The 528-nt window shown below is 40.9% G+C and carries 1 pseudogene; it reads left to right on the plus strand.

Annotated elements, in window-relative coordinates:
• Positions 1–528: pseudogene (locus M2R48_RS21585) on the plus strand (hypothetical protein); the annotation flags it as partial.

Genomic DNA, 528 nt, shown 5'->3' on the forward strand with positions numbered 1-528 from the left:
GATATTGGTGTAGCAACTCCAGCGGATACTAACCTTACAGCAACCAAGACAGGTAATAATGTCGCATTTGCTTTAAGCAAAGACTTGAATTTAACCAGCGTTACTACAGGTAACACAGTGATTAACACTGCTGGTATAACTGCGGATAAAGTGACTGTTGGTACTGTGGTGGTTGATAAAACGACTGGGATCAATGCAGGTGGTAAAAAGATTACCAATGTAGCTGCAGGTGATATCAGTGCAGCGACATCAACAGATGCGGTGAATGGTGGCCAATTATTTACGACTAATCAGAATGTAAGTAATTTGACGACAACTGTTACGAATCAAGGTAATCAAATCACAACGAATACATCTGACATCACGACTTTAAAAGGTGGCTTTAACTTACAAACCAACGGTAAGAACAGTGGTGCGATTAAAGCGGGTGACACGGTTGATATTGGTGTAGCAACTCCAGCGGATACTAACCTTACAGCAACCAAGACAGGTAATAATGTCGCATTTGCTTTAAGCAAAGACTTGAAT

It is taken from the genome of Acinetobacter sp. I-MWF (genome assembly GCF_025433935.1).
In the GTDB taxonomy this organism is placed as follows: Bacteria; Pseudomonadota; Gammaproteobacteria; order Pseudomonadales; family Moraxellaceae; genus Acinetobacter; species Acinetobacter guillouiae.